Here is a 23,312-nt window from a genome sequence, read left to right as displayed (position 1 = left end):
ATGCGAACGAGTGAGGGAACATACTAATGTATGTGACCGAGTGAGAGAGTGTCGATAACGACGAGTCAAGGAAAAAGCTGAAGCAAAGAGGTGATTGAGGTTATATGGTCAAGAAGAGAAGCGCAAACGGTGGATGCCTTGGCAGTAAGAGGCGAAGAAGGACGTGGAATCCTGCGAAAAGCTCTGGGGAGTTGGAAACGTGCGTTGATCCAGAGGTGTCCGAATGGGGGAACCCAACTTACGTGAGTAGGTTATCTGTATCTGAATACATAGGATGCGGAGGCGAACTCGGGGAACTGAAACATCTAAGTACCCGAAGGAAAAGAAATCAATTGAGATTCTCTAAGTAGCGGCGAGCGAACGGGGAAGAGCCTGGCATGATTTATCATTATCAGAAGTAGAACAGTCTGGGAAGACTGACCGAAGGGGGTGAAAGTCCCGTATACGACATGGTAATGAAGAACTAGGCATGCGAACAAGTAGGCCGGGACACGTGAAATCCTGGTTGAAGACGGGTGGACCATCATCCAAGGCTAAATACTCCTTACTGACCGATAGTGAACCAGTACCGTGAGGGAAAGGCGAAAAGAACCCCGGAGAGGGGAGTGAAATAGAACCTGAAACCGTTTGCGTACAAGCAGTGGGAGCATTTTTTAGGAAGTGTGACTGCGTACCTTTTGTATAATGGGTCAGCGAGTTACTTTTAGTGGCGAGGTTAACTGAATAAGGAAGCCGTAGAGAAATCGAGTCTTAATAGGGCGCGAGTCGCTGAGAGTAGACCCGAAACCGGGCGATCTAGCCATGTGCAGGATGAAGGTTGGGTAACACCAACTGGAGGTCCGAACCGGGTAATGTTGAAAAATTATCGGATGACGTGTGGCTAGGAGTGAAAGGCTAATCAAGCCCGGAGATAGCTGGTTCTCCCCGAAAGCTATTTAGGTAGCGCCTCGTGAATGATTACTGGGGGTAGAGCACTGTTTCGGCTAGGGGGCTGTCATGGCTTACCAAACCGATGCAAACTCCGAATACTGGCTAATTGAATCACGGGAGACACACGGCGGGTGCTAACGTCCGTCGTGAAGAGGGAAACAACCCAGACCGCCAGCTAAGGTCCCGAAGTTATAGTTAAGTGGGAAACGATGTGGGAAGGCCCAGACAGCCAGGAGGTTGGCTTAGAAGCAGCCATCCTTTAAAGAAAGCGTAATAGCTCACTGGTCGAGTCGGCCTGCGCGGAAGATGTAACGGGGCTAAAACTATACACCGAAGCTGCGGATGTGCACTTTAGTGCACGTGGTAGGGGAGCGTTCTGTAGGCTGAAGAAGGTAGATTGAGAAGTCTGCTGGAGGTATCAGAAGTGCGAATGCTGACATGAGTAACGATAAAGAGGGTGAAAAACCCTCTCGCCGGAAATCCCAGGTTTCCTGCACGACGTTAATCGGAGCAGGGTGAGTCGGCCCCTAAGGCGAGGCTGAAGAGCGTAGTCGATGGGAACCAGGTTAATATTCCTGGACTTTCTATAAGTGGTGAAGTGGGGACGAAGAAGGCTAGGTGAGCCGGGCGTTGGTAGTCCCGGTACTGGCATGTAGGCGGAGAGACTTGGCAAATCCGGTCTCTTGATAACGCTAAGGTGCACAGTGGTCCTGACCCTACGGGGTGCAGGGAAGTCATTGATGCCAAGCTTCCAGGAAAAGCTGCTAGCCATAACTTATAGAGAACCGTACCGCAAACCGACACAGGTGGACAAGTAGAGCATACTAAGGCGCTTGAGAGAACTCGGGTGAAGGAACTAGGCAAAATGGTACCGTAACTTCGGGAGAAGGTACGCCCTTGCTGGTTAGTTTCCTTGCGAAACGAAGCTGGTGAGGGCCGCAGAGACCAGGTGGCTGCGACTGTTTATTAAAAACACAGCACTCTGCAAATTCGAAAGAAGACGTATAGGGTGTGACGCCTGCCCGGTGCCGGAAGGTTAATTGATGCTGTTAGGAGAAATCCGAAGCGGTTGATCGAAGCCCCGGTAAACGGCGGCCGTAACTATAACGGTCCTAAGGTAGCGAAATTCCTTGTCGGGTAAGTTCCGACCTGCACGAATGGCGTAACGATGGCCACGCTGTCTCCACCCGAGACTCAGTGAAATTGAAATCGCTGTGAAGATGCAGTGTACCCGCGGCTAGACGGAAAGACCCCGTGAACCTTTACTACAGCTTTGCACTGGACTTTGATGATAACTGTGTAGGATAGGTGGGAGGCTATGAAGTGCGGACGCCAGTTCGCATGGAGCCGACCTTGAAATACCACCCTGTTATTATTGAGGTTCTAACTTGGACCAGTAAACCTGGTTGAGGACAGTGTATGGTGGGTAGTTTGACTGGGGCGGTCTCCTCCCAAAGAGTAACGGAGGAGCACAAAGGTACCCTCGGTACGGTCGGACATCGTACCAAGAGTGTAAAGGCAAAAGGGTGCTTGACTGCGAGAGTGACGGCTCGAGCAGGTACGAAAGTAGGTCTTAGTGATCCGGTGGTTCTGAATGGAAGGGCCATCGCTCAACGGATAAAAGGTACTCCGGGGATAACAGGCTGATACCGCCCAAGAGTTCATATCGACGGCGGTGTTTGGCACCTCGATGTCGGCTCATCACATCCTGGGGCTGAAGCAGGTCCCAAGGGTATGGCTGTTCGCCATTTAAAGTGGTACGCGAGCTGGGTTTAGAACGTCGTGAGACAGTTCGGTCCCTATCTGCCGTGGGCGTAGGAAAATTGAGAGGAGCTGCTCCTAGTACGAGAGGACCGGAGTGGACGAACCTCTGGTGTACCGGTTGTAACGCCAGTTGCATTGCCGGGTAGCTAAGTTCGGACGGGATAACCGCTGAAAGCATCTAAGCGGGAAGCCTCCCTCAAGATGAGTTTTCCCATGAAGCCCGTTGAAGACTACGACGTTGATAGGCGAGGTGTGGAAGCGCAGTAATGTGTGAAGCTAACTCGTACTAATTGGCTGATTGTCTTGACCATATAACCTGAATTGCTTCAGGGTATGGCAACAAACGATTAAACGAGTCAACCTTGTGTTGCCCTTAACTTCTTTACCAGCCTGCTGGTAAGACAGAGAATAAAACAATCCTGTCCACCCAGCTGGAAAACCAGTTTTCCTGGCGACCATAGCGGTTTGGAACCACCTGATTCCATCTCGAACTCAGAAGTGAAACAGACCAGCGCCGATGATAGTGTGAGGCTTCCTCATGCGAAAGTAGGTCATCGCCAGGGTTTTATTCCAAAGCGGCCTCGTGCCGCTTTTTTTTTACCTACCTTACCTTGATTCGTAGATTGAGTCGTTTTCGACTCAACAAATTCTCACCTCTTTAATTGGATTTAAAACGGTCCAACCGACAACACAGAAAACTATCAACAAATTTGCAGTTTTTCCTCGAGAAGTCGCTTTCTCATGACTTCCTTACCTACACTTAAAACATCTTAGAATCTGATGTGTAATAGAATTTTATCTTAATAAGTGGTGCGTGCTTTTATATATCACAGTTAAATGAAAACAGTGTAACTGCAGTCTAACTAAAAAACACCTTAAATAGAATTAATCGCTACTTCGCGAGCGATTGAGCGTTTAAATATTTGTCCTTTAATTTTTTATAATGGTTAGCTGAATATTCAAGATTGGCTAACTCTTCTGTGGTTAACAGTCTTACTGCTTTAGCGGGATTACCCAAATAGAGATAACCACTTTTTAATCGTTTTCCTGGGGGTACTAAACTACCAGCAGCAAGCATGACATGATGTTCGATATGAACGTCATCCAAAATAAGAGCACTCATGCCCACTAAACAATAATCGTCAATGCTGCACGCATGTAAAACAGCTTTGTGACCGACAGTAATTCCCTTCCCAAGAAGGAGTGGCCTACCTCCAGGTGTATAGGGGCCGTCATGAGTGACATGTAGGATGGCTCCATCCTGGATATTACAAGAATCACCAATCTTTATATAATTTACATCGCCGCGAATGACAGCCATAGGCCAAATGGATACATCATCACTTAGCTGAACATCACCTATGACTGTCGCCTGTGGATCAATGTACACTCGTTCCCCAATTTGGGGATATTTGTTTTCAAAAGCTCGAATGTTATACATGGTTATACCATCGTTACAAATTCTTCTGCGCTAGTGGGATGAATAGCAACAGTGTTGTCAAAATCTCGTTTTAAAGCCCCCATTTTAACAGCAACGCCAAAGCCTTGCAGCATTTCATCAGCTCCGTAACCAATAACATGAAGACCAACAATTTTTTCATCTTTGCCGAGAGTTACCAGCTTCATGGCAGTGGGAGTTTTTGCTTCACTAAGTGCATCAAACATGGGATTAAAGCGAGTTTTGTAAACTTTCACTTCCTCTTTGCCAAATTCACTTAAGGCTTCTTCTTCACTTAAACCTACAGTGCCAATGGGAGGATGAGTAAAAATTACAGAACAAATGTTTTCATAATCTAGACAGGCATCTTTTTGGCCACCAAAAAGACGATCAGAAAGCTTACGACCAGCAGCTATAGCCACAGGGGTTAGTGCGGGAGCACCTGTTACATCGCCAATGGCATAAATTCCTGGAATAGAAGTATTTTGATAGCGATCAACAATAATTAAACCTTGATTATCCTTAGCAACACCTGCGGCATCTAAATTTAAATCAAAAGTACGGGGTGCTCTTCCTACGGCTGCAATAACAGTATCCAGATCTGCAATAAATGCGCCGCTCTGGCATTTAACCGTTTTACGTCCGTTTTCTTGTAAATGAATGCTATGTGCACAATGATTTAAATGAACATGCACGCCTTGCCCGAGCATAATTTCCAAGAGCGTTTCTCCAAGCATGGAATCAAACCGACTAAGAGGACGGTCTCCTCGAATAAGCAAATGTGTTTCAGCACCTAAACCATGTAGTAAACCCGCTAATTCAACGCCAATATAACCGCTACCAATAATAGCCACTTTATTAGGTCTTTCCGCAAGCGAGAAAAAGCCATCGGAATCAATGGCATACTCAATTCTTAAAAGATCATTAGGTAAAATGGGCTCTCCGCCGGTAGCGATAATGATATGATCGGCTGTAACTTGTTTTCCGTTGACATCAATGGTTTTGGCGTCAACAAAAATCGCCTTGCCATGTAAATAAGTCATTTTATAGTCTGTAAAACGCTTAGCATAAATCTCTCGTAATTTTTCAATGTAAGCATTTCGTTTACTCACTAAGGTGTGCCAATCCAGTTTAACTTCGGAAGGATGAAAACCATAATCTGGAGATTTGTGAATAATTTCAGCAACCATGGAAGCATTAAACATCACTTTTTTGGGAACACAACCCAGATTAACGCAAGTGCCACCTAAATGTTTTTCCTCAACCACAGCCACATTGGCGCCATGACGGGCAGCACGTACTGCGCTGGCGATACCACCACTACCCCCACCTAAAACGAGCAAGTCAAATTTCATATGCGCCTTTCTCCGTTGAAATTATAAAGGTCATGTACACGGGCTTAGCGTATTACTTTATCTGTACACAGTATTAGCTGCAATACCGAAGCGCTTTCATTATACTGAAATATCAACTTAAAATAATAGCTTGGTATGAAACAGGGATTTCTAAGGTTTTTTCCATGTATTTTAATACTGCTAGTGGGGTGCGGACAGTCATCACAGCATCGTTATCAAGGTTATATAGAGGGTGAAAATGTCTACCTTGCATCGCCAAATGCGGGTATTTTAAAACAATTATTTGTTCATCGTGGTGATCGAGTTAGAAAAGGACAATTGCTTTTTCAACTGGATGAAAATCCACAAGCACTTGAAGTTAAGCAACGTGAGGCTGATTTAATACAGGCACAAAAAACATTAACTGATCTGGAGCAGCCCCGCCGAATTCCTGAAATTGAAGCCATCAAGGCACAAATAGAACAGACGGATGCCCGATTAAAACTTGCTGAGATTAGAGTACGTCGTATGGAAGCATTGTATGCCAAACAAGCGATTGATAAAGATTCAGTTGATGCTGCTATAGCTCATTACCAAGAGCAGCAGCAACTTAAAGCACAATATGAATCTAATTTACAACTGGCGAGGCTTGGAAGTCGAAATGAACAAATTAAGGCGCAACAAGCACAGGTGATTTCATTGGAGGCAAGATTAAAAGAGGCCCAATGGCAATTAGCACAGAAAAGAAGATATGCACCTGCGGATGGCTATATTTTTGATATTTACTATCGGGTGGGCGAATTTGTGGGTAGTCAGCAAGCTGTTTTATCGCTATTACCACCTGAAAATGTAAGGGTACAATTTTTTGTACCTGTTGAGGACTTACCTCAATTTAAGCGTGGTCAAAAGATTAAATTTCTATGTTTCGGTTGCTCCCAGTTAAGTACTGCCATTATTGACTATATTTCACCTGAGGCAGAGTTCATCCCGCCACTCGTATTTAGCCGTGAGAATAAAAATAAATTGGTTTTTAGAATTAAAGCACGTATTGAGCAACCTGATAAGTTTAAACCAGGAGAACCAGTAACGGTCATTTTGCCATGAATCGAGCTGTCATTGATGTAAAAAATTTAAGGAAGTCCTTCGATAATAGAGTGGTTGTTAATGACATAGCCTTACGGGTTAAAAAAGGAGATGTGTTTGGTTTCTTAGGGCCTAATGGTAGTGGCAAAACTACCACCATTCGTATGTTATGTGGATTATTAACGCCTGATGCCGGATATGGAACATGCCTAGGCTACAACATTCTAACTGAGTCTGAAAAAATAAAACAGCATGTGGGCTATATGACTCAGAAGTTTAGTTTCTATACGGATTTGAGTGTTGAAGAGAATTTAAATTTCATTGCCCGTGTATATAACTTGAATCATAGAAAGGAACGTGTCGAAAAAGCATTGGAAGATTTAGGTTTGATAGACAGGCGACGTCAATTAACAGGGGCATTATCAGGTGGTTGGAAGCAAAGGGTCGCTCTGGCAGCCAGCTTATTGCATGAACCTGATTTACTTCTTTTAGATGAGCCTACTGCAGGCGTTGATCCAATTGCTCGTCGTGAGTTTTGGGACAAAATTCATGCTCTTAGTGAGCAAGGTATCACCACTCTGGTTTCAACACATTATATGGATGAAGCTGAGCGATGTACTTGTCTTGCTTATCTTGCTTATGGCGATTTGTTGGTGACAGGGACTGTGAAGGAAGTCATTAATAAAACGGGTCTATATACTTGGGAAGTCACAGGAACAGTAACCACCTCTTTGTTACAAAAAACTAAAGAACTAGAAGGTGTTACGCAGGCTGCTTTATTTGGTAACAAGATTCATATTTGCGGCTATGAGTCGGAAAAAATAGAGTCTGAGTTAGAGCGATTGGCAAGAGAGTACACTATTAGCTGGGAACCCATTGAATCAACATTGGAGGATGCTTTTATCAGTCTGGTTAAAAAAACACATGGGGCGATGGATTGAAAACTTTTTCATTTGCACGTTTAAGCGCAGTTATAGTTAAGGAATTTATTCAAATGCGCCGTGATAGAGCCACCTTTGCCATGATTATTGGTATTCCACTGATCCAATTAATTTTATTTGGTTTTGCGATTAATACCAATCCACGTAACTTGCCCACAGCAATCGTCAATCCTGATTACAGTGACTTAAGTCGTCGCATTTTGGTGGGTATGGAAAACTCCACCTATTTTCATTTTATAGCCCCTTCTGCTACGGAAGTTGAAGCAAAAGAATTACTAAAACGCGGAAAAGTACAGTTTATTGTTAACTTCCCTATTAATTTTTCTCATGATGTTGTTAAAGGATTAAAGCCATCTTTATTGTTAGAAGCGGATGCTACAGATCCTGCTGCTACAAGTCGCGCTTTGAATGTTTTTACTGAACTAGCCTCGACAGTTTTAAATGAAGAATTAGTGGGTCCCTTAGAAAAGTTATCACCGGGTTCGCCTCCCTACCAACCAGTTGTTCATGCCATTTATAATCCGTTAGCCATTACTTCTTTTAATATTGTGCCAGGTTTGTTAGGTGTCGTGTTAACAATGACAATGGTTATTATTACCGCGCTGGTTCTTACCCGTGAGTTTGAAAGGGGAACTATGGAAAACTTACTAGCAACTCCTTTAAAACCTTTAGAAGTTATGCTAGGAAAAATTATTCCCTATATTATAGTGGGCTATGCACAAGTTGCTATAATTCTGACAATGGCCAAATTTGTTTTTGGTGTTCCCATGGAGGGAAATATTTTTCTGTTGTTCATTCTTTGCCTCCCCTTTATTGCTGCGAATCTTTCCGTCGGGTTAACGTTTTCAACCTTGGCATCCAATCAGTTGCAGGCTGTACAAGGAGCTATGTTTTTCTTTTTACCTTCCATTTTGTTATCAGGCTTTATGTTTCCTTTCAGGGGAATGCCTGAATGGGCGCAATGGATAGGAAATGTGCTGCCACTAACGCATTTTTTAGTTATCGTTCGTGGTATTTTATTAAAAGGAAATGGTTTTCTGGACGTTTGGCAAGAAGTCATTCCTATTTCATTATTTACACTGGTTGTAATGGCTACTGGATTTTCACGCTATCGCCAAACTCTTGATTAATCAAAACAAGAATTGTGAGACAGTTTTTTCAACACGTTCATCCATGAGGACACTGACATGATCAGCGCCAGGTAGCAAGGCTAAATGACCATGTGGATATTGTTCACAAAATACAATGGACTCAGTTGGGGCTATGGAAACATCTTCTTTTCCATGAATACATAAAACGGGGATGCTGGTACGGTTAACAAAATGATGAAAATCAAGGGTTTTTAAATCGATGGCCGCATTTTGCTGAAACATTTCGCGTAAAAATAAAAAGCCACGACGGCTAAGTTTGAGACGTCTTGCTAATCGACTGACAGGCACGCGCATACGGGTAGGTGATGCTATTAACACGACTCGATCAGGAGTAAAATCAAGCTGCCATGCAGAAAATTGGCTGCTTAAGTTAAGCGTATTTAAAAGCATCGAGCCACCGAAAGAGTGGCCAATCACTCCATAAAAAGGACCGAGTTTATTTAATATTTGCCGCAACAGAGTAACCGCTTCAGTCCAGGTTAATTGCATCCCTTTCGCCTCACCATGTGCAGGGAAATCTAAAGCGTAAACATCATAGCCTTGTTCTCTTAGACTGTGGATTAGACGTATCATGTACGCTGCACGTGACATCCATCCATGAGTAATAAGAATTTTTTTTGATTGTTTATTTTTTCTCGGCTCAAAATGATGAATGACATGATGTCTTGGCGTCTCGCAATGAATGGTGCCAGTTCGGTTCTCTAAAAAAAACTCACAGGCTCGACGCGCAAAATCACGGTACTCTTTTTCGATAGGAAGATGAATTGGCGTAATAAATACCTGATAACATAATTGCGCATGGATTAAGTCTCTAAACTCAGTCAACTTATTCGCAAGCATAGCTCCACCTTTCATTATTCTTATAAATTTAACAGAGTATCTATAAATTTAGCATAATTAATAAAAATTGATTTGCAAAATTTGATAGCGATTACTAAATTTTAGACAGCTACTGGACTTTTATAAATATCAATTTAGACTAGAATTCATTTAGTCAAAAGGATTTATCTATGGATACCTCAAATTATTTATACCATCATGGCGAACAGGAGTTGCATGGATTTTTAGCCTATGATGAGCGAAGTGATCAGCCACGACCTGCTGTGCTGGTAGCTCACGATTGGTCGGGACGAAATGATTTTGCCTGTGAAAAAGCAAAAATGCTGGCTGAAATGGGCTATGTGGGCTTTGCTCTTGATATGTATGGACAAGGGCGCCTTGGTGCGAGTACCCATGAAAAAATGGCTCTTATGGAACCACTGGCCAATGATCGGTTATTGCTTCGTGCTCGCATTCGTGCAGCCTATGATGCACTGATTGGTATGTCAGAAGTTGATAATAATCGTATTGCGGTGATAGGATTTTGTTTTGGTGGCTTATGCGCTCTGGATTTGGCACGAAGTGGCGCTGATCTTAAAGGTGTGGTCAGCTTCCATGGATTGCTGGGCAAGCCAAAAGATATTCCCAATCAACCTATTAAGGCTAAAATCCTGGCTTTACATGGTTACGATGATCCTATGGCTCCACCTGAACAAGTGGATGAATTTTGTCGTGAAATGACAGAAGCAAAGGTCGATTGGCAAGTTCACATGTATGGACATACCCAACATGCTTTTGCTAACCCGCATGCGCATGATGTGCAATTAGGCACTGTCTATAATGCCAAGGCTGAGCGTCGTGCATTGTTAGCGATGACTAATTTCCTGCTTGAAATTTTTGCTTAATAACGTCAATGCCTGGCATTCAAATTTTTTTGGAGCGAAATATCAAGGATAGCGTGCCCAATTTTTAGGTAAATATGATCTTTACCTTGATGGGGAGAGGCCTCTGCATTGTTCGTATGCCGCAATCGTGATATAAAATCATACCATTATTCAACACAAGGAGTAGCTCATGCCTCACAAGTTTAATGAAATCACCAAGAACATTAACACCCAATTAGCGAAAATGCGTAAAGAAATGCCAGAGGTAATGGCTGGATTTTCTTCGCTTGCTCAAGCAGCCACCAAAGACGGTGCTCTCGATAAAAAAACAAAAGAATTAATTGCCATGGCGCTTGCAGTAGCTAATCACTGTCCAGGTTGTATTGGTTTTCATTCTCAGGCTTTAGTAAAACTTCAAACTACTCGTGAAGAACTACTGGAAACCTTAAGTATGGCTGTCTATATGGGGGGTGGTCCTTCTTTGATGTATGCTGCTGAGGCATTGGAAGCGTTTGAAGAATTTAATACCTAATTACAAGCCGTCAGGCAACACCCTCCAAAATGGTAGCGTAACTTTTAAAAGGTTGCGCTCACTTACGTAAAATAAGAACGACATTCAGCAACAGTCAAACTTGGCTTTTCAAGATCTACTGAGATGATTTAATTGTCAGCATAATAGCAATGGCGATGTGGGTAATATTACCCATTGATAATATCGCATACAAAAAGGATAATAAATATACAAATTATCACTGATTTTTCATAACTACTGGAAAATACAGTGAATTGAATAATTTATTATTAACTTGAGGCTTAGCATGACAATTCGTTACTTACTGGATGTAGATTATACCTTAATGGTTACTTCTTTTGGTTCCACATTCTATAATCAAAATTTAATCAATGAACTAAAACGTGTGGGCGTTAAAGAAGTTGATTTTTTAACTAAAATGGATGTGTTTGCCACCTCTCCCAATAAACCATTGAGAGTAGAGCTAATTAATCATCTGGAAAAAAATGGAATTCGAGTTAGAAGCGTACTGACTACCCTCGATACGATGTTTATAAAATCAGGCTATTTTTCGAACTTGAGCCTCGGTGATACTTATCAATCTTTGATGAAACCTGTTGAAGAGGCTGTAGTTGCAGTGGCTAAAATTAAAGATTATGAGAGTCGCTATAAACAATATAAAGCCCATAAGGCTGTAGAAAAGAAAATTAAACTATTGGATTTTTTAATACAACATCAAGCACTAGTTTTAACGGACTCTATTGAAGAAGCGAGTAAAAAAGAAGAGGCTTCTATTAAAGCAATCAACCAAATAATCATTGACCAAACAATAACAAAGGGCAATGAGCTTAATTTTTATTCAATTCTAAATATCTTTGCTGAACTTAGGGAATGTGTTAAACAATATCCAGAAAAGGCAAAGACCTTTACTATCAAAGCGTTTTATGAGGAATTGGTTGAAACTTATACTAATTATCAAGCCCCTGAAGATAATACTTTAGAAGAACAACAATTGATTGATACCTATTTGTCAGAGCTCGGGTATTATGAGGATATACGTTACATCGCTTCTTTACGGTATCGAAATGCTGCTCCAATGGCCCAGGAGCATGATGGTAAAGGCAATATTTATACCCAATTGGTTACGCAGAATACTTATCAAAAGGATGATATAGTAATTTTTGTTGATGATACTCTAAGGGAACAACAATCATTAGAGAATGCTCATAAAGCCTTAACAGGCTATAATCATGTGCTGCATACTCTTTTGCCTCCTATCCAGGGCGACGCAATGCAATTCAATCAAGGACCAGAATCGCAAATTCCTTTAGAAGAGTTTCGCAAGCAACACTCTAAAATTTATTTTGACATGTTATGCAAGGAAGGTGATTTAGCATTGACGTCAAAAAATTCACGCTTAGCGGTGCAATGTTATAAAGCTGCTTACATTTTATTAGATGATTTGGGACAAACTGCACCTGTTTCTAAACAAGAAATGCTGGGCAAAATCATACAAGCTTATAAACAAAATGATGATCATGTTTTCTCTTCAGAGAGAGAGGATATGATTAATCAATGCGTGTTTGCCTTTAATCGTGGCGGCTCAGAGATTAAGTTAAGAGTTCTTGAAAGAGAACAGGCCATCCATGAGGCGCGTAACCCTAACCTCTATAAAGCGAAAGGTTTCTCTCTGAATCGATTTATAGACACTGAACCTAAATCAGTTGATAGTGAGTTTATGAACAAAATTTTAGGCTTGGCCAAAGAAATTCACGCAGAGAATGAATCTTCTCCTACAATTCTGAAATGCTTGGAAAAGTTTTTATCCAGTTTGAAGAACTGTGTGAGATATTCATCCTATAGAGAAGTGGTGAAAAACGTTGGAGAACAAGATCTTAAGATTCAATTTAACTAACCATTACTTAAGATGTGCGGTCAAGGACGATAGCACGTGTATTTATTTGGACTGCTGTGATATCAGGCAGTGTGGGACATCGGTCTTGAGAGCAAATTATCAACACTGCCAATTGTTTTGTTGTTATACGCTTAATGGGTCAATAATGCTGCCATATGCTCCATCTGTTTCCCATGAGCATCGGCTTCGCAAGGATATTTCTTGGTAACACCAAGCCAGGCTACCTGGGAAACAGTCATTTTATCTTTATCACTTTGCTGACTTGAAATAGTACGGTAAGTTTCCAGAATAATTCCATTTAAAGTAACTGCATTCAATGCAGTACCTGGGGGCAAACAGAATAGAGGTTTTCCCTGGGACTTGGCCAGTTCATTGGCCTGCAATAAGGTTTCTGCAATACTTTCATCAGTAATAATTAATACGTTGCGAGCAGATCTTGCCCATGCTTGAGCTTGGGGGTCTGCTTTCATTTCCATTTGCGGAATGGCGTTGGAAATGTTCATGTAGTGTTCCATGGTGTCGGCCTGTAAAGAAAAGGTAGATAGCAACATCGATAAAAATATGAAAGCGCGCATTGTTTTCCCCATTATGTTATCCAGGTCTTGTTGACATTTCATTTCATTACACTGCCAAAGGGCTATGTATCGCGGCTACAAAACCATTGCTAACAGACCCTGCAGATCTGACTGCAATAAATTTAGCCCACGCTATCAAATAAATAGTAATGAACAGGATTGTCTTTGCATATAAAAAGACCACATTCGAGAAATGTACTGATTCCATTGGCAAGAATCAAGAGCAGAAATAGACTGGCCAAACTATAAATGAATTTTCCTGGCGGAGAACTTTGCCCATAAAATGCTCTTTCGAAAAGAAGGCCTATGGCCAAAAGTCCAATAATAATAACAAAACCTATAGCAGACCAGGTATAAAGATATAAACCCAGCAGTGGCGAGCCGTATCCTAAATCACCTGGTGAAACGTGGAGAAAGATTTGTCTTAACGCAATACCCAGTCCTAACAAGGAAGACAAACCCATTAAACCGTAGTAACTGATTCGAATACCATTCATTAAATTCATACAAAGGCATAATCCGACTCCAATAAAACATACCCTTTGTAAAAGACACAATGGACAAGGAAGGGTATGATCGACTAGTTGTTGATAAAAGGCAAAAGAGAGTACGATGCAGGTAAGGATTAATCCTAAAATATTAGCGAATTGATGCAGTTTATTTTGTGTCATTATATTCTCACGAGATGACTATGAAAGTTAAATAGCAACATCGTTAAAAACAGGCAAAATAAAAATTGAAGTTTTATGAAACGGTTAGGCTTAAATACAATTTGTACGCCTACTATAAAATAAAAAATAAATAATAAACTCATCATTATTACTCACTCCAAAAAGTGAAGCGTTATCAAGGTATACGCGTGCAAGAAGGAATAACTATTCCTGCGTCGCCCTTACATAAATTTCTTCCAGATAATGAATTAAAGCGTCTTGCTCCACAGGACATTGTATTAAACCAATATACTTATCCGGGCGAAAAAGGACTGCTGTTGCCTCACTGATTGCAAAACGCTGATGCACGATTTGTTCTGCATCTAAAAAAACTGAATTTGTAGGAAAAATGCCGCTTTCTTCCGTTAATACTAAATGAGTTTTCATGAAAGACTGAAAATGCTGATTTATAAAAGTTGCCGTTTTTACTAAAGAAGAAAGAAGGGAGTTATCGTGCCCCACAAATAAAAATAAATGATGCATCGTGCCACGAATAACGTCATGGATTGATTTTTTTTCTTTGGTTTGCAGCTCAAGTAGATAGAAATCAGGAGGGAATCCGCCGATGGAGAAGGCAGTTTTTTTTCCCAGTGCTTTAACAATGGGGCTTTTGGCATAGGAAATTGCTAATTCAGCCAAATCGGTAACAATGTACCTTCTCACAAAATCAAACGAGGTGATCAATTTAAGAAAATTATTGCGTAGTTTTATTAAAAAAGGGTTCCTTAGCATAAACATAGTGGTCATAACCCCCGTTTTCTTTAAAACAGCGTCGGCGATTGGATGACGTTCGCTATGATAACTGTCAAGTAAAGATTCTTTCGCCAGCCCTTTTTGTACTAAAGCCAACTTCCATACCAAATTATATATATCCTGGATACCGGTATTAAGTCCTTGGCCACCCATCGGGCTATGGATATGAGCCGCATCACCAGCAAAGAAGACGCGAGCATGACGATAGTGCTTGATTTGTCGATGAGCAATGCCAAATTGGCTAATCCAGATGGGATCTGACAGGATTGCCTTTTCCTGGCTTCGTTTGTTAAAGACACGCTCAATGTCTGCCATGACAGGCTCTTTATGCGAAATGTTTTCCTCGGCGGTCATAACCACCCGATATCGTTTATCTCCAATAGGAAAACAAGCCAAAGGGCCTTCAACGCTAGAGAACATGGCTAATTTATTGGCGGGTAAATTCCAATCAATTAAAAGATCAGCAAGCCACCAAGTTTGTTTATAGACCTCTCCCTTGAATTCTGCATTCACTAGTTTTCTTAGAGTACTATGGGCACCATCACAAGCAATAATCCACAGCGCCTGTACTTTTTCCTCACTACCATTACTGTGCTTCAATAAGGCAGTGACTGAATCCGAATGCTGGGTAATTTCAACAAGTTCAGTTTCCCACTCCACGTTTAAACCTTTATGAATTAATCCTTGCTGGAGGATTGCTTCCGTTTGACTTTGTGGTAAATCAATTAAAAAATTGCGAGTGGCATCCTTTAACTCTGCAAAATTAATATCAAAGAGCGGTTGTTTACCCGATTTAAAAATAGCGCCATCAATGCGATGTCCTTGAGTAAGCACTTCATCAATAAAACCGCAATCGTCAAATACATCAAGAGAGCGTATATGAAGGGCCAGGGCTTTAGATTTATCACTTAATCCCTTTTTTTTATCGATTATGCGACAGCGTAAGCCGTGTCTGGCTAGCTCATTCGCACAAAACAAACCAACTGGGCCGGCGCCCACAACTAATGCCTCTAGCTTTTCAGCCATGATGACAACTCCCTTGTTGCCTGAATTTCACAGACCAATTAACTACCCAGGCTAAATTACTAATCCATCTCAGTTCTACAGAAACCTGACGGTGATCCGTAGTACCGTTTATAGAGATTCAAGGATGCATTTTTATCTAGCATAAAGTGAAATATCAAAGAGTTCAATTCTAGCCAGTATCTCTAATTTAATTACAGACCCATTTACTGTTACTCATAATTGAATACACTTCATTGTCCCCAATAATTAAATGATCAAGCAAACGAACATCAATTAGCTCCAGGGCATGATTTAAGCGTGTAGTCACGGCTAAATCAGCAGGACTGGCTTCGGCAATTCCGGAGGGATGATTGTGAGCTAGAATAACGGCTGCTGCATTGAGTTTAAATATTTTATCAATGATTGGTCGTGGATAAACATTGGCTGCGTTGATTGTCCCGCTAAATAATTCTTCATACGCTAAAACGCGATGCTGACTATCGAGAAATAAAGCAACAAACGTTTCATTTTTCCGGTCTCTGAGTTGCGGTTTCAGATAAGTGTACGTTTGTTGTGAATTGGTTAGTGGTTTCTCTTTTTGTAAGCTGATAAAGTCACTACGACGGCAAATTTCCCTTGCCGCTTGTAGCTGTAAATAACGTACCATACCAAGTCCGACTACTTGGTTAAACGCTTGTGGCTCGGCATTTAAAATGGCGCGTAAATCACCCAGTTGTTTAATTAAATCCAGTGCAAGCTGCATGCAGGATTTTTTTCGGCTTCCCGAACTGATAAAAACGGCTAATAGTTCGGCATCTGAAAGATTTTCTGCACCTTGAGCCAATAATTTTTCACGCACGCGAAATGGCGGTGGCAAGACTGGTGATTGCGTCATTTTGTTATTCCTTTATTGCGAGGTTTGTGGTTTGATCGCAGGTATTCTTATTAAAAATGATAAACCATGCAAGATTTGGCCAATAAAAAAATTGTTTTGGGGATTTGTGGTGGCATCGCTGCTTATAAAGCTGCTTATCTCGTGCGTGAATTAACCTGTTTAGGTGCTGACGTTCGTGTAGTGATGACAGCCGCGGCCCAGGAGTTTATTGCACCTTTAACCTTGCAAGCGCTAAGTGGCAATGAGGTACGCACGACTCTTTTTGATGAACAGGCTGAACGGGCGATGGGTCATATTGAATTGGCACGTTGGGCTGATTATTTTGTAATTGCGCCCGCTTCTGCTAATTGTTTGGCTAAAATGGCCAATGGATTGGCAGATGATTTGCTCACAACAATCTATTTGGTTACTGAGACGCCGGTTATTATTTGTCCTGCTATGAATCGCTCGATGTGGATGCACTCAGCCACCCAACTCAATTGTGCTGTACTGAAAAAACGAGGAGCAATTATTGTAGGGCCAGAGGAAGGCTCTCAAGCCTGTGGTGAAGAGGGATTTGGCCGGTTAAGTGCTACAGAGTCTATTATTAATGCATTACGTTGTCATGAAATAAACCAACTCTTAGAGGGGCAACAATTATTAATTACTGCTGGCCCTACACGTGAAGCTATCGATCCGGTGCGATATTTGAGTAATCATAGCTCAGGCAAGATGGGGTATGCCTTGGCTAAAGCAGCTGTTTTGGCAGGTGCAAAAGTTATTTTAATTACTGGTCCTACTGATTTGAACCCACCTGCCGGTGTTGAAATACACTGTGTTGAATCAGCACAAGAGATGTATAACGCTGTTATGGCTAACTTGCAGGAAGGAATGATTTTCATAGGAACTGCAGCAGTGGCTGATTATACTGTGGCCTCTGTGGCAAGTGAAAAAATAAAAAAGAAAGCCGATGACGCATTAACTCTTCAATTAACACAAACTCCTGATATTCTTGCGAAAGTAGCTACTAGCGGTAAAGCAGCTTATGTAGTGGGTTTTGCAGCAGAAACCAACGATGTGATTCAACATGCACATGTTAAACTAAAAAATAAGAAAGCAGATATGATTATTGCTAATAAAGTGGGTAGCGGTTTAGGATTTGGTGCTGACTATAATCAAGTCATTGTAGTCACCAAAGACAAGCAGCTGGAACTTCCCTATATCCATAAAACGCGTCTTGCTGCAAGGATTATTGCAATCCTGGCAGCAACTATTCAAAATGACACTTCGCTTAACGCAGAGGAATAAGATGAAAAAGGCAATTCAATTAAAAATTTTAGATCCCAGAGTAGGTGACACGATTGAGTTACCACATTACGCGACTACTGGTTCTGCTGGCCTTGATTTGCGTGTTTGTATTGATAAGCCTTTGCAAATTGCACCTAAAGAAACAGTGCTACTGCCCACAGGAATAGCAATTTATATTGAAGATCCTAATTTAGCGGCTGTTATTTTACCGCGCTCTGGCTTAGGACATAAACATGGTATTGTGTTAGGGAATTTGGTAGGACTGATTGATTCTGATTATCAAGGTGAATTAAAAATTTCATGTTGGAATCGCAATCAGGAACATTTTACGGTCAATCCAGGGGATCGTATTGCACAATTGATTTTTCTCCCTATTATTCACCCTGAATTTAAAATTGTAGATTCCTTTGCCGAAAGTAGTCGAGGTGTGGATGGATTTGGCAGTTCAGGGAGAGCATAGGGTGGTTTACCAACAAAAGCAAATTGAGCGTTCTGTCTTCAGGGCTTATGACATTCGTGGCATTATTGGAAAGCAGCTTGATGAAGATGCATTTTACAGTATTGGTTTAGCTGTAAGCTGCCGCTTGCATGCGTTAAAACGTGAAAAAATTTTTGTGGCTCGTGATGGTCGTTTAACCAGTGAGAGCCTGGTTAAGGCATTACAGCAAGGTTTAATAGACAGTGGGATTACTGTCCTGGATTTAGGTGCGATAGCAACACCGATGATGTATTTTGCTACTCACACTCTTGAAGTTGACAGTGGTTTAATGGTAACCGGAAGTCATAATCCGGCGGATTATAATGGAATAAAACTTGTTCTTGCTGGCAGGACGTTAGTAGAAAAAGATATTCATCATCTTTATGATTTGGTGATGGCAGGTACACATTATCAAGGTAAAGGTGAATATCATACTTTTGATATCATTCCTGCCTATACGCAGCGTATTATTAACGATATCAAACTAAAGCGTCCCTTAAAAATAGTGGTGGATTGTGGTAATGGGATTGGTGGTCCAATTATTCCTACAGTAATTAAAGCATTAGGTTGTGAAGTTATTCCTCTTTACTGTGACGTTGATGGGCATTTTCCCAATCATCATCCAGATCCAAGTGTAGAAGCAAATTTAAGTGATCTAAAGCAAGCAGTTATTCACGCTCAAGCAGATATTGGTATTGCTTTTGATGGTGATGCGGATCGTTTAGGAGTTGTAACTGATAAAGGCGAAGTGATTTGGCCTGATCGCTTGCTTATGTTATATGCTCGCCATCTTTTGGAAAACACCAAGGGAGCAACCATTGTATATGATGTAAAATGCTCGAGCCACCTGGGGAAGTTAATTCAGGAGGCAGGCGGGATAGCTAAAATGTGCCCCACTGGTCATTCTATTGTGAAAGCGGTTATGCGGGAAGAAAATGCGGCGCTGGCTGGTGAAATGAGTGGTCATCTTTTCTTTAAAGATCGCTGGTATGGTTTTGATGACGCCTTGTATAGCGCTTGTCGCTTGCTAGAGCTTCTCAGTGCAAATCCACAAACTGTCAGTGAGCAATTTGCAGCAATTCCTAACAGTATTAATACCCCTGAAATTAAAATTCCTATCGCGGAAGAACAAAAATTTGGTTTCATGCAACGTTTTTGTGAGCAGGCTCATTTTCCTGATGCACAACTGATAACAATTGATGGCTTGCGGGTGGAATTTGCCGAAGGATGGGGATTATTACGAGCTTCGAATACTACACCCTGTCTGGTAGCGCGGTTTGAAGCGAAAGATGAAACAAGTCTTGAGCGTATTCAGGCTTTATTTAGAGAACAGTTGCGCAGTATAGACAAAAATTTGCTTCTCTCTTTTTAAGCTGGACGTTATAAAGTCTGCCTGGCATTGCGAGAGTGGGATTTATTTTTTTTGCAGTACAAAGAGCATTTCTTCAAGGGCTTGTTGATTTTGCTGACGAGCCTTCACTTTTTCTTCTCGGATAACTTCAAGCCCATATTTATTCGCCAGAGCATGAAGGTAAGCTGGCTTATGAGAAAAACGCGCAGTAGGTTGTAAATGATAGGGTTTATCTTCACTGATTTCCACTGTACAAATTAAATAACCTGAAATAGTTAAACGTTGAGCGATGGCAGCAAAAAAGCTATCCAGTTCACCAAAATAGGGAAGCACATCAGCAGCTACAATTAATTCGTAGTGTTGTTGAGTCTGCTTAAGAAATTGGAGTATTTCAGCCTCAACCAAGGTGTCATAAACGCATTTATGTTTAGCCTGAGCAAGCATTTTTGCAGCAAGATCAACACCCGTTAAATGTTGACTAACCTCTCGCATCACCACGCCGCTTAAACCTGTGCCACAACCTAAGTCGAGCGCGTAATCCACTTTATCAAAACCAATTTGATGAATGAGATGACCAATTTGTTGTGGGAGAGTATAAGAGAGAGGGCCTGTCATATGTTGATCATAATATAGAGCATAGTTATTAAATAAATTGGCAGCATACTCAGGAGATGCTTTGGGATTTACCTCGCTGTCACTTAGTGCACTTAGCATATGCCTGCTTGAACTATCCTTTGGATTTGCTGCGACTGCTAATTCCAACAGCGCTTTCGCTTTATTTTTATCTTCAAGACGAAGATAAATGGCAGCCAAATTATTCAAAGCCGCAAAATGCCTGGGCTCTTGTTGTAGAATAGCCTCAAAATGGACGATTGCCTCACTTAAATGGCCGAGAGCCATTTGTGCGACTCCAGAATTATAAAGATATTCGCAATTTTCAGGCGCTTTCTGCAGAAGAACGTCATAATGCATTAGTGCATTTTCAAAACGATCGTGGTGCATAAAAGTAGCTGCCAAATTATTGCGTGCTTCTAGGTGATTATTATCAAAGGCCAAAGCCTTGGTGAAATAATCAACGGCTAATTGTCCTTTTTCACGTTTTAAAGCAATAACGCCTAAATTAGTTAACGCTTCAACATGCTGATTATCCTGTTGCAGAACATTTTGAAAGGCTTGTTCCGCTTCATCGAGTAAATTCTCTTCTAGATTTAACACGCCTAAATAAAAATGAGCTTCAAGGTGCTCATGGTGTAGCGCAAGAACATTTTTAAATTGCGTTTTGGCTGCTTCTAACTCTTTATTTTGCAGCAATAACAAGCCTAAATTAAAGTGGGCTGCAGCAAAATCAGGTTCTGCGTGAACAGCCAGGCGATAATGGTGTAATGCTTTTAGGTAATTGTTTTGAGTCGCATATAAAGTGGCCAGATTATGATGCGCTTGTGCATAATTAGGGGCTAGTTGAATCGCTGTTGTATAATGAGAAATTGCCTTGGCAAATTGGTTCTTTTTTTTATAAGCATTGGCGAGATTGTTATGAAGACTGGCGTTATTAGGTTCAATTTCCAAGGCTCTATGAAGAAAACCCAGAGCAGAGTTTATATCGCCGAGTTGAGCATAAGCAAGTCCCAGAAAATGCAATGCCTGTGTGTGCTTAGGCTCCTGATCTAATAATTTTTCATACAGCTTAATTGCTTCTGTTAATTGGTTTTGCCGCTGGAGCAAATAAGCTTCGGCGAATAATGAATCAACCTCTGCCTTCATAGTCTTTTACCATGCAAATATGTGGTATTCCATCCAAGTCAAAAGGTTCTCCTTCTGCTATAAAACCATAGGTTTCGTAGAAAGGGCGCAGGTAATTTTGAGCAGTGATAATAATTGGTTGGAAAGGATAATGGGTCTTTAAATAACTTAAAATGGTGTCCATCAATTGCCTGCCCAGACCTCGGCCGCGGTGAGAGGTAGCAGTCACCAGGCGACCAAAACTCATTCCTCTATTGTCATAGGAAAGAATGCGAGCATAAGCAATCAATTTGCCCTCTTCAATCATTAATAAATGAGCGGCATCCTGATCTTTATAATCGAGATCTTGATAGAAACATTGCTGTTCTACAATAAAAACTTCGCTTCGCAAGGCTAAAATTTCATAAAGCATTGCTTTGCTCAATTCATTGTAGTGATAAATTTGGGTATTAATCATGATAGTTGCCAAAAAGTTGGTGGCGCAGCTGATTTAATGCTTGAGCGCGGTGGCTAATGGTATTTTTTATCTTAGCAGGTAATTGGGCGACTGTGCAGTTCATTGCCTCCACAAAGAAAATGGGATCATAACCAAATCCACTATTTCCTGCTGGCGTGCTAATAATTCTACCTGAAAATTTGCCCGTTGCAATTAATGGTGTAGGGTCATTGGCGTGCATGACCACTGCAATTGCGCAATAAAAATAAGCGTGACGACTCTCTTCTGGAACATGAGTAAGTTTATCTAATAGTAAATCAATATTGGCAGCATCAGTAGCATGAGAGCCTGCATAACGAGCGGAGTAAATGCCAGGCTCTCCATGCAAGCTTTCAACAACTAATCCAGAATCATCAGCTAAGGCTGCTTTTTTGCCCAAAAGACTAGCATGTCTGGCTTTAAGAATGGCATTTTCAATAAAGCTCAAGCCAGTTTCTTCGGGAGATGTGATTCCCAACTCCATCTGAGAAATACAGCGAATTGGAGAAAGAATTGCTGTCATCTCGGCAATTTTGCCTTTATTGCTCGTTGCTAAAATAAGTTCTTTCATAGGATTGGCTAAATGAATATTGCAAAAAGCTGTTATACCAAATATTGAGGGTTGATGGCAGACAATTTTCCACTAATAAGTTAAGGCCCCATAGAAATAGATCATAGAGCCTTAGCGTACACTATCAAATTAACACACAACTTGGCCAACAGCTGTTTAATGCTTTGGCTTTCTTATTAAAATGAAAGGTAAGTGTTTCAAGTTCTTCGGTTTTCTCCACTAACTTCTTAAGTCCCTCTTCTCTTAAGTGTAATTTTTCTATATTTTGTTTCATAATTTCCGTTGTTTCATGGAGTTCGCTTTTTATTTGGGTAATCTTATAGTCTTGGGTGAATTCTTCTATGTTGGCGGCAACGGTATTTTTCTCTATTTTCTTTTTCAGTAAATAAAAACAAAGCCATCTCATTTGTTGTTCCGAAAGTTCGCTATCAACTACAATGACACAGTAGTCATGCACTAAACGGGTTATGTAAAGGTAAAAGCCCTCTTTTTTGGTTCCAAAAGTTTCATTAGGGTTCATCATTGAACAGTAAGAAGCAATTTCATCTTTGTGTTTTTCAATAGACTGTTTAATTTGTCTCTCAAAAAAGCCACTACCAAAAAAACTACTATTGACAGAAATTAGCCAATCGAAGGAGGTATCGCCAAAACGAGTTCCTAATGCATAACATTTCATTGCTATTCTCCATGTTAAAAGCTGGC

At 41.2% G+C, this 23,312-nt stretch carries 21 protein-coding genes and 2 rRNA genes; 11 read left to right on the top strand and 12 right to left on the bottom strand.

Features of this window, described 5'->3' with window-relative positions:
* Positions 1 to 106: 106 nt before the first annotated feature.
* Together clem_RS12700 and rrf are read left to right on the top strand one after the other, a co-directional pair.
* A 23S ribosomal RNA gene (locus clem_RS12700) occupies positions 107 to 3,005 on the top strand.
* Positions 3,006 to 3,141: 136 nt separating this feature from the next.
* Positions 3,142 to 3,257, top strand: a 5S ribosomal RNA gene (gene rrf / locus clem_RS12695).
* 329 nt (positions 3,258 to 3,586) lie between these two features.
* Here rrf and clem_RS12690 read toward each other — a convergent pair.
* Together clem_RS12690 and gorA are read right to left on the bottom strand one after the other, a co-directional pair.
* Complete coding sequence (locus clem_RS12690; protein WP_094091890.1) at positions 3,587 to 4,135, bottom strand: gamma carbonic anhydrase family protein; 549 nt, start codon at positions 4,133 to 4,135, stop codon at positions 3,587 to 3,589.
* A 2-nt stretch (positions 4,136 to 4,137) separates the two neighbouring features.
* On the bottom strand, positions 4,138 to 5,487 hold the full coding sequence (gene gorA / locus clem_RS12685) for a glutathione-disulfide reductase (RefSeq protein ID WP_094091889.1): 1,350 nt from the start codon (positions 5,485 to 5,487) through the stop codon (positions 4,138 to 4,140).
* Positions 5,488 to 5,622: 135 nt separating this feature from the next.
* Between gorA and clem_RS12680 the strand changes: the two genes are divergently transcribed.
* The 3 genes from clem_RS12680 to clem_RS12670 are packed head-to-tail and all read left to right on the top strand — an operon-like array spanning position 5,623 to position 8,620.
* On the top strand, positions 5,623 to 6,570 hold the full coding sequence (locus clem_RS12680) for an HlyD family secretion protein (protein WP_094091888.1): 948 nt from the start codon (positions 5,623 to 5,625) through the stop codon (positions 6,568 to 6,570).
* On the top strand, positions 6,567 to 7,490 hold the full coding sequence (locus tag clem_RS12675; RefSeq protein WP_094091887.1) for an ABC transporter ATP-binding protein: 924 nt from the start codon (positions 6,567 to 6,569) through the stop codon (positions 7,488 to 7,490). The genes clem_RS12680 and clem_RS12675 overlap by 4 nt, the downstream gene beginning before the upstream one ends.
* A complete protein-coding gene (locus clem_RS12670; RefSeq protein WP_198333130.1) occupies positions 7,487 to 8,620 on the top strand; it encodes an ABC transporter permease in 1,134 nt (377 codons plus the stop codon). The genes clem_RS12675 and clem_RS12670 overlap by 4 nt, the downstream gene beginning before the upstream one ends.
* On the opposite strand, the gene clem_RS12665 is transcribed toward clem_RS12670, so the two are convergent.
* Complete coding sequence (locus clem_RS12665) at positions 8,621 to 9,481, bottom strand: alpha/beta hydrolase (protein ID WP_094091886.1); 861 nt, start codon at positions 9,479 to 9,481, stop codon at positions 8,621 to 8,623.
* A gap of 170 nt (positions 9,482 to 9,651) precedes the next feature.
* Between clem_RS12665 and clem_RS12660 the strand changes: the two genes are divergently transcribed.
* The 3 genes from clem_RS12660 (at position 9,652) to clem_RS12650 (ending at position 12,770) form a co-directional block, all read left to right on the top strand.
* Positions 9,652 to 10,365, top strand: a complete 714-nt coding sequence (locus tag clem_RS12660; protein WP_094091885.1) for a dienelactone hydrolase family protein — start codon at positions 9,652 to 9,654, stop codon at positions 10,363 to 10,365.
* Positions 10,366 to 10,534: 169 nt separating this feature from the next.
* Positions 10,535 to 10,876, top strand: a complete 342-nt coding sequence (locus tag clem_RS12655) for a carboxymuconolactone decarboxylase family protein (RefSeq protein WP_094091884.1) — start codon at positions 10,535 to 10,537, stop codon at positions 10,874 to 10,876.
* A 286-nt stretch (positions 10,877 to 11,162) separates the two neighbouring features.
* Complete coding sequence (locus tag clem_RS12650; RefSeq protein ID WP_094091883.1) at positions 11,163 to 12,770, top strand: hypothetical protein; 1,608 nt, start codon at positions 11,163 to 11,165, stop codon at positions 12,768 to 12,770.
* Positions 12,771 to 12,901: 131 nt separating this feature from the next.
* Here clem_RS12650 and clem_RS12645 read toward each other — a convergent pair whose 3' ends face one another.
* The 5 genes from clem_RS12645 to radC all read right to left on the bottom strand — a co-directional run bounded on the left by clem_RS12645 (position 12,902) and on the right by radC (position 16,708).
* Positions 12,902 to 13,345 (bottom strand): phosphatase, encoded by a 444-nt coding sequence (locus tag clem_RS12645; protein ID WP_198333127.1) that lies wholly within the window; start codon positions 13,343 to 13,345, stop codon positions 12,902 to 12,904.
* 122 nt (positions 13,346 to 13,467) lie between these two features.
* Complete coding sequence (locus tag clem_RS12640) at positions 13,468 to 14,016, bottom strand: disulfide bond formation protein B (RefSeq protein WP_198333126.1); 549 nt, start codon at positions 14,014 to 14,016, stop codon at positions 13,468 to 13,470.
* Positions 14,016 to 14,159, bottom strand: a complete 144-nt coding sequence (locus clem_RS15445) for a DUF5993 family protein (RefSeq protein WP_408606898.1) — start codon at positions 14,157 to 14,159, stop codon at positions 14,016 to 14,018. Before clem_RS15445 ends, clem_RS12640 begins: the two co-directional genes overlap by 1 nt.
* Before the next feature lie 61 nt (positions 14,160 to 14,220).
* On the bottom strand, positions 14,221 to 15,834 hold the full coding sequence (locus tag clem_RS12635) for an FAD-dependent monooxygenase (protein WP_094091881.1): 1,614 nt from the start codon (positions 15,832 to 15,834) through the stop codon (positions 14,221 to 14,223).
* A gap of 187 nt (positions 15,835 to 16,021) precedes the next feature.
* The gene (gene radC, locus clem_RS12630; protein WP_094091880.1) at positions 16,022 to 16,708 is read right to left on the bottom strand and encodes a RadC family protein; all 687 of its coding nucleotides are present in this window, start codon (positions 16,706 to 16,708) and stop codon (positions 16,022 to 16,024) included.
* 66 nt (positions 16,709 to 16,774) lie between these two features.
* On the opposite strand from radC, the gene coaBC reads away from it, so the two are divergent.
* Genes coaBC through clem_RS12615 form a run of 3 tightly spaced genes read left to right on the top strand, consistent with a single transcriptional unit; the run spans position 16,775 to position 19,845 of the window.
* Positions 16,775 to 17,995, top strand: a complete 1,221-nt coding sequence (gene coaBC / locus clem_RS12625) for a bifunctional phosphopantothenoylcysteine decarboxylase/phosphopantothenate--cysteine ligase CoaBC (RefSeq protein ID WP_094091879.1) — start codon at positions 16,775 to 16,777, stop codon at positions 17,993 to 17,995.
* A gap of 1 nt (position 17,996) precedes the next feature.
* Positions 17,997 to 18,455 carry a dUTP diphosphatase gene (dut, locus tag clem_RS12620; protein ID WP_094091878.1) on the top strand — a complete coding sequence of 153 codons (459 nt, stop codon included), beginning with the start codon at positions 17,997 to 17,999 and terminating at the stop codon, positions 18,453 to 18,455.
* A 1-nt stretch (position 18,456) separates the two neighbouring features.
* Positions 18,457 to 19,845, top strand: coding sequence for a phosphomannomutase/phosphoglucomutase (locus clem_RS12615; RefSeq protein ID WP_094091877.1), 1,389 nt, complete (start codon positions 18,457 to 18,459; stop codon positions 19,843 to 19,845).
* A gap of 42 nt (positions 19,846 to 19,887) precedes the next feature.
* On the opposite strand, the gene clem_RS12610 is transcribed toward clem_RS12615, so the two are convergent.
* From clem_RS12610 to clem_RS12595, 4 genes are all read right to left on the bottom strand, one after another.
* Entirely contained in the window at positions 19,888 to 21,585 is a 1,698-nt protein-coding gene (locus clem_RS12610) for a tetratricopeptide repeat protein (RefSeq protein WP_094091876.1), read from the bottom strand.
* A complete protein-coding gene (locus clem_RS12605; RefSeq protein WP_094091875.1) occupies positions 21,569 to 22,021 on the bottom strand; it encodes a GNAT family N-acetyltransferase in 453 nt (150 codons plus the stop codon). The genes clem_RS12610 and clem_RS12605 overlap by 17 nt, the downstream gene beginning before the upstream one ends.
* The gene (gene rdgB, locus clem_RS12600; protein ID WP_094091874.1) at positions 22,014 to 22,610 is read right to left on the bottom strand and encodes an RdgB/HAM1 family non-canonical purine NTP pyrophosphatase; all 597 of its coding nucleotides are present in this window, start codon (positions 22,608 to 22,610) and stop codon (positions 22,014 to 22,016) included. Before rdgB ends, clem_RS12605 begins: the two co-directional genes overlap by 8 nt.
* A gap of 124 nt (positions 22,611 to 22,734) precedes the next feature.
* Entirely contained in the window at positions 22,735 to 23,286 is a 552-nt protein-coding gene (locus tag clem_RS12595) for an R-SNARE family protein (protein ID WP_157698249.1), read from the bottom strand.
* Positions 23,287 to 23,312: the final 26 nt, after the last annotated feature.

The organism is Legionella clemsonensis, assembly GCF_002240035.1.
Lineage (GTDB): Bacteria > Pseudomonadota > Gammaproteobacteria > Legionellales > Legionellaceae > Tatlockia > Tatlockia clemsonensis.
This window is presented reverse-complemented; position numbering and strand designations above follow the sequence as displayed.